We start from the raw sequence: 10252 nt of genomic DNA on the forward strand, positions 1-10252 counted from the left end.
ATTCATTCACGTACCAGCGACGGGGTCCCACGGTGGAGTCATCGCAAAGGGGGGCATCCGCCGTGATGCGACGTTGAGTCTGGCGGCCTTGAGACTACTTTCAGCAGGGACCGATCAAGAGAAAACCGTTGCCCTGCGACGGTATATCTTCGGCCTGGCACTGGTCGCACTGACCTCGAATGCGTCAACGTACCTGCGTCAGGGCTGCAATCTGGTGCCGGGCGAAACGCCCAGGGTGTTCCAACTGGTTCACTCCGATGGAACACGAGAGCCCCTCGATATTACCCGGGCCGCAGCGTTGAAGTACGCCACCGCCGCCGCCCAGGCGTTCGGTATCGCGGCAGGTAAAACGGTCGAATTCGATCCTAAGAATGCCGCAGCAGACGTCAAAGGTGACGGCAAAACCAAACCTAAGCGATCGCGGGGACGTAGCGCCGACGTTGCAGCGCCATCAGCGGAGGAGAACTAATGAATCGGATCCTGTGCATCACGCTACGATTTCTTGATCCCGTTCCCCAGTTTCATGGACGAACGAATGAAGGGGAACCAGAGTGGCCCCCTTCCCCCCTTCGCTTGTTTCAGGGGATGGTTGCTTCAGCGACCAGACGATGGACGCCCGAGCAACTGAATGACACCATTCTGCCAGCGCTCAAATGGCTGGAAACCGTCATTCCTTCCATTGTCACCCCCCCTGTGAAACCCGATTCAATCGGTTTTCGGATGTACGTCCCGAATAACTCGGGCGACTTAATGACAGCGGCGTGGGCCCGGGGTGACACCGACACGGATATGTCAAAATTCCGTGTCGAGAAGGATGTACGACCACTCCACCTGCTCGATAACACCTTGCATTTTCTCTTCCCCGTATCCCCGCAGGGGCAATCTCATTTTGAGGCGATCCAGTCAATTGCCAGATCGATGACTCATTTCGGCTGGGGAATCGATCAGATCGCCGGCGACGCCCGACTGATTTCCGAAGCGGATGCCGCGTCGTTACCCGGTGAAGTCTGGACACCGGATTCCGGTTCTCACGGGTCCCCCCTGCGGGTTCCTATTCCTGGTACTTACGACGCGCTCGACCTCAGACATGAGCGGTTCCTGAACAGGATCGGCCCGAACGGGTTCGTCCCCGTCCCACCCATTTCCGTCTTCCGCGTGGTTCGTTATCGGCGTGCGGCAGAACCAGGCATACGGCCATTCGTCGCGTTTAAGATCCTGGAGCCGGACGCCAGCGGGGTGAAGGCATTTGACCCCTTGCGTCACACGCGGGAAGTGGTGGGAATGCTCCGCCACGCCGTGGCGGAAATGGCACGCCAGCAGGGCTGGCCACCAGATCAAATCAACTCCTTCATTCATGGAAAGGTCGCTGATGGTTCGGGCCCCCTCAGTGGTCAGGGGATTCCCGACCGGTTTCAGTATCTGGCTCTTCCGACGTTCAACGCGAAGTTAAAGCGATTCGAATCGATCCGTCGAGTCCTGATCGTGGCCCCGCCCCATTGCAGCAAAGAGATTGCCTGGGCGACCAGGATGATGGCGGGAGCTGAACTGTTCAATCATCAGGGACCCGCCGGGCTGCTGACGATCCTTCCCAGATCGGATTCTGTTTTGAGGAGCTACATCGAACCTGAAACGACATGGTCGACGGTCACGCCCGTGATTCTTCCCGGGTATGATGATCCCGATCATCTTCGGCGAAAACTCAGAGACGTTCGCGATGCACAGACACAACAGCGATTGCTGAAGCGGCTGGAGGCCAGAGTCGAAAGTTTGATTCGGAAAGCCTTTCGTCAGGCAGGGTATTCCGACGAACTGATGAAGCGGGCCGAATTCGTCTGGCGGACGGTCGGCTATCAGGCAGGGGTCGAATCGGCATCGCGCTACCTCCCACCGCAGAACTTAGACGCCGCACCACGGTACCACGTCAAAGTGCGATTTCCGTTTGCGGTACCGGGCCCCATCGCCATCGGCAGCGGCCGATTCCGGGGATTTGGCCTGTTTGCAAACATGAAGGAAGCGTAACGCAACAACACTAATCGCGAACCCGCACGCAAACTGCGAGGTCCCTTTCCTGCATCTCTTAGTCTAGCGTTATGGAGGACCAGTCACGCCGATTTCTGAGGAGATTCTATGTCAATCCTTTCGACTTGTGCATTGGACCTGGCGGATGTGCTTTTAGGTGAAGATGAAAGTGAAACCCTCTTCACGGACGAAGAGCTGATTCCCGTCAGGATGCTCAATGAACACCCCTATTACCCCCGTCTGGCCTATCTCACCTGGGTCCAGGGTTGAATTCACTAACAACCTCAACACCTGCGTGGTGCTTCTTCCCGTGCCACCGCCGCCAGTCAACGAACAGAAGCGGATCGTTGAGATCAATGATTCGTTCTCGCCTACCCTATATTTGAATATTGAGTTTCTGGAGCGATTGTTGGCTTAAAAAGCAGCCCTCAGTCAAGGTCTATTGACCGGCCGAATTCCCGTTACCGTCCCCGCAGCCAGGTTTGCTGCCTCACAGGGCATGGACGCCCGTAAATTGCGAAAGGATTGACCATGCCCGAATCTGTTCCCGAAGTCAAAGTCTCCCTGACGCAGTTCCTGAACTTCGCCACGAAGCCCCCGGAACAGCAACTCACCGTCGTACGGGAAATCCGCAAACAGCATGAAGAGGGTTACGACATTCCGCCGGACCTCTACAAGCAGTTTCGGGAGGCCGTCGTCCGCATGCATAAGAATGGTAAGCGGAAGGACTATCTCGACGCGGTTGCCACGGGACAGACCGAACCATCCCGGAGAAAGCACTACCCGCCGCTGGTCCTTGGCTATAAGAAGTTTCTCGGTCGGAAGTCGCCCACATGGTTCGACCCGCCGGAGGGAGCCTGGTTCTGCGAGGACCTGCGGATCAACATCCGTCCCGAAGTTGGCTTATTGATCGACGGAGTTCCCACGGTGATCAAACTCTGGCTTAGGGACGACGATTCTCTCAACAAACGCCGGGCCGAACTGATCGTCCACCTGATGATGCAGGCCCTACCTCATACAACCGACAACCTGACCGTCTGCGTGCTGGACGTTCGCAAAGGTAAAGCGTTCTGTGCTGGCAAGTCGGACCACGAACAGTCCGCCCTCCTGCGAGCCCAAGCCCGAAGTTTCGTGTCCCTATACAGGGATCTGTAGGAGAATCACATGGCGAAGAAACGAGTCAGGCGTGTCCACTCGATTGCGGATGAACTTCTCACGAAATCGCGGGAAGCCGCACTGTCGGCGGTCCAACTTTTCAACAATCCACAGATCCACTTCAAATCGGAGACGTTCATTGTCCTAATGGTGATCGGCTGGACCTACTTGCTGCACGCGTACTGCCGAAAGAAGAAGATCGAGTACCGCTACTTTGCACAAAAGGCTAAGAAGCGTGTCTTCGACAAAACTAAGTCAGGAGCCAACAAGTATTGGGAATTGGAACGTTGCCTCGATGACGGCAAATGCCCTATTGATAAGGGTACTGCTAACAATCTCCGGTTTTTGATCAAGCTCAGGCATGAGATCGAACATCAGATGACGATGAACCTCGACAGTTATCTGAGTGGCCGTTATCAGGCCTGTGCCCTGAACTTCAATACCTACATCAAAAAGCTGTTTGGGGAAGAATGGGGGATCGATCGTCATTTAATGTACGCCCTGCAGTTCACCGAGCTGTCCCATGCACAGGCGTCATCCATCCAAATCAATGATCATGTTCCATGCAGGCTGACCGCTTTTATCGCCGAGTTTGACGGGCAACTCTCTCACGACGAGTTCAACAGCGAACAATTTTCCTATCGGCTGCTGTTCAAGAAGCGTGTGGTTGGAAAGCCAAATCAAGCAGACAAAGTTATTGAATTCATTGACCCGAACTCCGACCTTGCGAAACAGATCGATAAGGAATACTGGGTTGTGAAGGAGGCCGAACGTCCGAAGTTCAGTGCCAAACAAATCGTCGAGAGAATGCAACAGGAAGGCTATTCCAAATTCAGCATGCACGCTCATACAAAGCTTTGGCAGCGGTTAGATGCCCGAAATCCCGGTAAAGGCTACGGAACGCAACTTGGCGTCCAGTACTGGTGGTACGACCGGTGGCTGGAGCAGGTCAGAGAGCAATGCCAGAAAAATTCAATACTGTACGGAGCCACGGACGCCGCAGAATCACGGATTTCGCAACCCAAAAGATCAACAACTTAGTGCGCAAAGGAAGGCACTATGAATGATCCGCATGTGACTGCACTCAAGTACCGGCTCATTACCGGGAAAGACAGTTCTACAAGACTGGATTGGTAGTCAATTGGTCAACCACAGAGTTTGACGGTGAATTGAACGATGGATTCCTCACCCTGCGGATGAAGACTCATCATCCAACTGCGGGCCGCCAAAGTTTACTTCTCTGGTTTCGCCAGGCTGCTGAAGGGGGGACACGTCTTTGATTTCAGCGGCCGGAATCGGCGTCCACCGCGCGATCCGATCAATGCGCTGTTGAGCTTTGTTTATTCTCTGCTCGCGAAGGAAGTGACCATAGCCGTGCAGTCTGTTGGGTTTGACCCGCTGCTGGGCTTCTTTCACAAGCCCCGCTACGGACGGCCTTCGCTGGCGCTGGATCGGGCGGAAGAGTTCCGGCCGCTGATCGGCGATTCGACGGTTCTGATGCTGGTGAACAATGGAGAAATCAGCGAGTCAAGGTTCCTTTCAAGAGCGGGTGCGGTCACGCTGACGGAGCCGGGCCGCAAGGCAGTGATCGCCGCATTTGAACGACGGATGGAACAGGAAATCACGCATCCGATTTTTGGTTACCGAATCAGTTATCGGCGCGTGCTGCAGGTCCAGGCACGACTACTTTCGCGCGTCCTGCTGGGCGAGCTGACCAGCTACCCCGGCTTCTGCACGCGCTGAATCAAAAGAGGCTTTTCGCCTTCCGCCTTCTCTGAGGTTCCGAGGTATTCAAGAGCAAAGGGAAATGATGAAAACGGTCTATCTGGTCAGTTACGACGTCTGTGATCCCCGGCGGCTGAGATTGACGTATAAAAAGCTGTGCGGCTTTGGGATGGCACTTCAGTACTCGGTGTTTCGTTGCGAGTTGAGCGCCATGCAGCGTCAGTCGTTGAAAGAGCAGCTTTGGGACATCCTCAATCTGGAAGAAGACCGCGTGATGATTGTCAATCTGGGTCCCGCTGGCGCGCGTGGTGACGAGTGTTTCGAGTTTTGGGGCAACCCGAGAATGTCGATTCCCGCACGCACGGCGGTGATTGTGTGAAGTGGGTGAACTGAAAGGTCGTTCGATCGCAGGGATGTCTACCTGCATGCTGGTCTCGAACTCCGTTCAATGATGGAATTGAGGTGCCGTCGCTGGGCTGCGATGGCAAGGCGGCGGGAATCCGGATACGTTCATGACTCGTTCCGGTTCTTTGACAAGTCGGTTCAAATTGTGAATGTGAATTTCGAGCGGTCGAGTGCCGCGAGAAACCCCGTGATCGCTCGCAGCCTCGAAATGCCGACGCGGAAGCCAGTTAGAGATTCGATAACGAGAGGCAGTGGAAAGATGAGCAACAAAAACCAGGACCTCTCGAAAACGCCGTTGCAACTGCGGATCCCTTTTGGAATTGCAGAGCAAGCGGTTCTCCACGCTGAAGAAGCGTGGCCTCATTGAAGCGATGAAAGACTTCGCGACACTCTCCCGGAATCGCAGTTCTCCACGCTGAAGAAGCGTGGCCTCATTGAAGCGATGTCGATAGTATTATTCGTCCGCGACGTGTGCGAGGTTCTCCACGCTGAAGAAGCGTGGCCTCATTGAAGCCTTGCCGTATTGCATTGTAAGGTAGTTGATTGCCCAGTTCTCCACGCTGAAGAAGCGTGGCCTCATTGAAGCTCGGCGTCGGTCACACCGCTTGCTAACGCTTGGCGTGAGTTCTCCACGCTGAAGAAGCGTGGCCTCATTGAAGCGCCGCAGAGCAGGATCAAGCCGGATGCCGCAAGCAGGTTCTCCACGCTGAAGAAGCGTGGCCTCATTGAAGCAACACATGGTTCCCGATGGATACGCCGACGCAGTGGTTCTCCACGCTGAAGAAGCGTGGCCTCATTGAAGCTTGTCCTTTGAGTACTTGCGGTAATGCCATGCGAGGTTCTCCACGCTGAAGAAGCGTGGCCTCATTGAAGCGGGAGGGGCGAGTTGTTGGTATACGACTCGGCAACGTTCTCCACGCTGAAGAAGCGTGGCCTCATTGAAGCGGTTGTCGCATATTGCTATGTGACGGCAGGCAACACGTTCTCCACGCTGAAGAAGCGTGGCCTCATTGAAGCGAGGATATGGCGACCAGTTCGTTGCGAGAGCTCCAGTTCTCCACGCTGAAGAAGCGTGGCCTCATTGAAGCCTCGTCTCGCAATAGGTTGCCCGGCGTGCATGTTTGGTTCTCCACGCTGAAGAAGCGTGGCCTCATTGAAGCCTGGAGGCCTCGGAAGTCGAGTGCCTTGGTCGCGAAGTTCTCCACGCTGAAGAAGCGTGGCCTCATTGAAGCGAAGTGAACAGTGGTACCGGGGACTGACTGAGGGAAGGTTCTCCACGCTGAAGAAGCGTGGCCTCATTGAAGCTGGTGGCGACACAGCAACACACCGGCAGGCTGGCCGTGTTCTCCACGCTGAAGAAGCGTGGCCTCATTGAAGCACAGCAATGATGTTCACCTCGACCTGCTCACTGCGGTTCTCCACGCTGAAGAAGCGTGGCCTCATTGAAGCCGTTGGCGCTCCCGTGATCAAGGCCAGCGGTTGGTAGTTCTCCACGCTGAAGAAGCGTGGCCTCATAGAAGCATTGCCTTGGCTCGTTCGAGCACGGCAGGAAACAAGTTCTCCACGCTGAAAAAGCGTGGCCTCATAGAAGCGGGTGTGCAAGACAGTGGGATTTACCGACGCTCGCGGGGATCTCCACGCGGAAACCCAACCGCCCTGAACAGGCGGTCGGGACACCCTGCGTGGTGGACCTACGGGTCGGGTATGCCACTGCTCGGACATCTTCGCCGAGCAGTCCTCTTTCGGTTCGTCGCCGACTCTGTTGCGGAGTGTTCCTGGGGACATTTTTTCGTTGTGGGTCTTCGGGCAGTGATGTATTGGTCAAGGGTTCTTCGTTCAGCAGAGCACTGCGTCAGAGAGGACTCTGATGCAGTGGCATGATCTTGAGGGGGGCCGCTGGCGTTGGGGGGGGCTGGGACGGATCTTTACTGGTTCTGCGGTTGGCTTTCCTGTCACAGAGCGACAGGGCTACTTGAGGACAGGACGACATCTGGACGAAACGACTTGATGCACGCTCATGATGCGGAATTGAGGAGGTGCGGATCGATCCTTGTTTTCCTGGAGGGGGGACGGGCTGAACACTTACTTTGGTCGAGAATCCCTCCCTGGTTGATCGGAGCGGCGGATTTTCCGATGATTCCCGTTTGTGGGTGGGACGGGGATCGATCCCCTTCTCTGACCTTCTTCTAAATACGGATCTGACGTCGACTTGCTCGAAGTGAACTGACCATGCCGAAACGTAAACCCGCCTCCAACGAGAACAAGGACAAACCGGAGGCTGTGAAACAGATTGAGCAGCTCGTCGCGGATTTCTGCCGTGAGCATCTGAACGACGAGTATGCCGAACTTTGTCGTCGTCTGACCGACAAGCTGGCTCGCAAGCGACCGACTCCGCTGATCAGCGGCAAGCCGACGACCTGGGCCTGTGGCATCGTTCGCACCATCGGCTGGGTCAACTTTCTGGACGACCGCTCGAATACGCCGCACATGAAATTGACCGCCATCGACAAGGCGTTTGGAGTCGCCGAAAGCACGGGACAGGGGAAGTCGATGCTGATCCGCAAGATGTTCAAGATCAAATCTATGGACATCCACTGGTCACTGCGCAGCCAGAACGAATCGAATCCCCTGGCCTGGATGATCGATGTAGGTGGCTTCGTCATCGACGCCCGGTTCCTCAAGCGGGAAATCCAGGAAGAAGCCCTGAAACAGGGACTCATTCCCTACATCCCCGAACGACCAAAACCGATGCACTTCGATGACGACGACGAGTGATCCTCGGGTCGACGCGGCCCTCCCTCGCCTGACGTCAGTCGGATGAACGGAGAACCGTTTGGACGGTCGCGGATAGGGGAGCGTGAGCATGTCAAGCTGAGAAACGGGGACTGTCCCTGGTTCTCCACAGGCCGTGAAACAATTCGGTGCCACTGCGCGGCAGGTGCAGTCTGCTCTGACCCAGTTGTTAATTCTGGCATTCGCTTTGCGGTCTCTCTAAGATCAGAGCGTTCTGTTGTGACGGATGCCGAACCGACAGGCCGGGGACGCTTGGGGTCTGGAATTGAGATGACAACTGCCATGCAGGCTTTGTTTGTTCACGGAATGGGGCGTTCTCCAATCACCGCGTTTCCGCTGCTCAGGCAGTTGAAGCAGAACGGATTTTCGCCGTCGTGGTACTTTTACAGTGTCACCTTCCAGAACTTCACCTCCATCAGCCGGCGACTCGAACAAAAGATCGAACGCCTCGCCGCCCAAGGGGATTACGTCCTGATCGGGCATTCCCTGGGGGGAGTCCTGCTCCGGGAGGCCGTCGCGACACTTCCGCCGGGGACGCGGATGCCGACCCGCATCATCCTGCTGGGCTCCCCCGTCCGCCCTTCCCGCATCGCCAAAGCACTGAAACGAAACTGGCTGTTCCGACTGGCGACCAGCGACTGCGGTCAACTGCTCGCCTCGGACGATCGCATGGAACATGTCGCGGCCAGCCAGGTCCCCACCACCAGCATCATCGGTACCAAGTCGATCAGCCCGCTGAAACGCGTTTTCGGCGACGAAGAGAATGACTGCGTGGTGTCATACTCCGAAGTCTGTGCTGACTGGATCACCGAAGAGATTCGCCTGCCGGTTTCGCATACGTTCATGCCGTCCAACTCGCTCGTCGTGAAAACGGTGATTGAGTGTTTGAAGGCGGATCAGCCTCTCTTGAGTTCCGCCGCGGACCAGAATCAGTAACGTGTGTCCGCTCAACCCCCGTTGGAGAAACGTACGATGTCTGGAGAACGCCGGATTGTTGCTGCCAAGCTGTTCTCGATCGGCGGGTTTCTGGTGTTACTGCTGGTGACTTACTGGCTGAGGTCGGAAGTGCTGGGACTGAGCCGCATTCGATTTTCCGCCGACGAGAAAAGGGTTGAGCTCGAACAGCAGCGGAACAAAGAGTCGTTTCCGGAGCGGCAGAAGCAGCATGAAATTGCTCTGAAGAATTACGACCTTCAGTTGAAGCACTATGAAAAAGTGCTGGCGATCTACGAACGGGATTTGGATGAGTATGCCAACCTGACGAAATCGGACCTGAAACCCCCACGACTTCCGGATCCGCCAGAGAAGCCGAACTCTCCCGAAATCGAAGATCAGTTCCGCCAGATTCAGGCCGAGTTCGTTACACGTCGCTACCGCTACTTCGCCGTCAGTGAATACGGTAACGGAGTGGCCTGTCTGGCTGCCCTGTCGCTGGTCGGTGGCCTGCTCTACCTGCTGATGTTTGATACCAACGGCAATCGACTGTACTACTTCATGCTGCTCATGCTGAGTTTCGTGTTCCTGATCGGTCCCTCGCTGCAGTCACTGATGACCGGGATCATCAGCCTCATGTCGGGACCGCTCGGCATGTGATCGGCATGGTAAGATCTGTTGCTGCAAGGCAGTGACGGCTGAGCCATCCTTGGTGAGGCTTTTGTTGGGTCGAGGCTTTTCAGTTGCTTGCGTCGGCTGGTCGGCGACGGGGCCTCTTGTTGCATGGCAACCCAGACGTCCAGAGCGACGTCTGGGCCACCCTAACTGAAATTCACCCCTCGTGGCGGGGTGGACATGCGGGTCGGACATGCGAGTCCGACATGCCACTGCTCGGACGTCTTCGCCGAGCAGTGCTCTCTCGGGTGATCGCTCAGCACAGTTCGTTCGGTTCGATCAGCGGAGCACTGCTTCAGAGAGGACTCTGATGCAGTGGCATGATTGTGAGGGGTGGACACTGGCGTTGCGCGGGCTGGGACGGGTCTTTGCTGGTTCTGCGGTTGGCGTTCCTGTCGCAGAGCGACAGGGCTAGTGCGTCTGTGAAGGCGTTTGATCAGGAGGGTGTGAGTCCCTCTCAGGCTAACGTTACCGGCCTGAATCCAACATTGGTAACTGCGTCTTCGTGAGAAGGGGTGGGGAGCAATCTGAGGAGAACAACCAGTCC

General features: G+C 56.1%; 9 protein-coding genes, 2 pseudogenes and 1 CRISPR repeat array. All 11 genes and pseudogenes read left to right on the forward strand.

Annotated features, from left to right (window positions below; all coding sequences use genetic code 11):
• Positions 1-469 (forward strand): annotated as a pseudogene (locus VGE80_RS20100) (type I-G CRISPR-associated RAMP protein Csb1/Cas7g); the annotation flags it as partial.
• Positions 469-2019, forward strand: coding sequence for a type I-G CRISPR-associated protein Csb2 (csb2, locus tag VGE80_RS20105; protein ID WP_440593894.1), 1551 nt, complete (start codon positions 469-471; stop codon positions 2017-2019). The pseudogene VGE80_RS20100 and the gene csb2, both read left to right, overlap by 1 nt.
• 108 nt (positions 2020-2127) lie before the next feature.
• Entirely contained in the window at positions 2128-2289 is a 162-nt protein-coding gene (locus tag VGE80_RS20110) for a hypothetical protein (RefSeq protein WP_440593895.1), read from the forward strand.
• A 261-nt stretch (positions 2290-2550) separates the two neighbouring features.
• A complete protein-coding gene (locus VGE80_RS20115) occupies positions 2551-3174 on the forward strand; it encodes a hypothetical protein (RefSeq protein ID WP_440593896.1) in 624 nt (207 codons plus the stop codon).
• Positions 3175-3183: 9 nt separating this feature from the next.
• Positions 3184-4215 (forward strand): DUF3644 domain-containing protein, encoded by a 1032-nt coding sequence (locus VGE80_RS20120; RefSeq protein ID WP_440593897.1) that lies wholly within the window; start codon positions 3184-3186, stop codon positions 4213-4215.
• A 168-nt stretch (positions 4216-4383) separates the two neighbouring features.
• Positions 4384-4917: pseudogene (gene cas1 / locus VGE80_RS20125) on the forward strand (CRISPR-associated endonuclease Cas1); the annotation flags it as partial.
• 64 nt (positions 4918-4981) lie between these two features.
• Positions 4982-5278: a CRISPR-associated endonuclease Cas2 gene (gene cas2 / locus VGE80_RS20130; protein ID WP_373649410.1), complete on the forward strand. Its 297-nt coding sequence runs from the start codon at positions 4982-4984 to the stop codon at positions 5276-5278.
• 360 nt (positions 5279-5638) lie between these two features.
• A CRISPR array of direct repeats spans positions 5639-6896; the repeat unit is 36 nt; unit sequence GTTCTCCACGCTGAAGAAGCGTGGCCTCATTGAAGC.
• A 275-nt stretch (positions 6897-7171) separates the two neighbouring features.
• Positions 7172-7312: a hypothetical protein gene (locus VGE80_RS20135; protein WP_440593898.1), complete on the forward strand. Its 141-nt coding sequence runs from the start codon at positions 7172-7174 to the stop codon at positions 7310-7312.
• Between the two features lie 221 nt (positions 7313-7533).
• Positions 7534-8079: a DUF6398 domain-containing protein gene (locus VGE80_RS20140; protein WP_440593899.1), complete on the forward strand. Its 546-nt coding sequence runs from the start codon at positions 7534-7536 to the stop codon at positions 8077-8079.
• 288 nt (positions 8080-8367) lie between these two features.
• Complete coding sequence (locus VGE80_RS20145; RefSeq protein WP_440593900.1) at positions 8368-9033, forward strand: esterase/lipase family protein; 666 nt, start codon at positions 8368-8370, stop codon at positions 9031-9033.
• 36 nt (positions 9034-9069) lie between these two features.
• Complete coding sequence (locus tag VGE80_RS20150) at positions 9070-9690, forward strand: hypothetical protein (protein ID WP_440593901.1); 621 nt, start codon at positions 9070-9072, stop codon at positions 9688-9690.
• The last annotated feature ends 562 nt before the right edge of the window (positions 9691-10252 follow it).

The sequence above is a fragment of the Schlesneria sp. genome (assembly GCF_036405755.1).
Lineage (GTDB): Bacteria > Planctomycetota > Planctomycetia > Planctomycetales > Planctomycetaceae > Schlesneria > Schlesneria sphaerica.